1 rRNA gene is annotated in these 255 nt (G+C 49.8%); it reads right to left on the bottom strand.

Going from position 1 to position 255, the window contains the following annotated elements:
• Positions 1-255 (bottom strand): 23S ribosomal RNA (locus G3N61_RS39340); the annotation flags it as partial.

Here is a 255-nt window from a genome sequence, read left to right as displayed (position 1 = left end):
GCGTTCGGCTAACAATACAAATAAAGAGTGCAAGGCTCATCCCATTTCGCTCGCCACTACTTTGGGAATCTCGGTTGATTTCTTTTCCTGCGGTTACTTAGATGTTTCAGTTCACCGCGTTCGCTTCGCATGGCCTATGTATTCAGCCATGGATACTCCAAAAGGAGTGGGTTTCCCCATTCGGACATCTACGGATCAAAGCTTGTTTGCCAGCTCCCCGTAGCTTTTCGCAGGCTACCGCGTCCTTCATCGCCT

This window comes from Burkholderia sp. Ac-20349, from assembly GCF_017104865.1.
Taxonomy (GTDB): domain Bacteria; phylum Pseudomonadota; class Gammaproteobacteria; order Burkholderiales; family Burkholderiaceae; genus Burkholderia; species Burkholderia aenigmatica.
The sequence above is the reverse complement of the archived record's forward strand: the minus strand, read 5'-3'. Positions and strand labels throughout refer to the sequence as shown.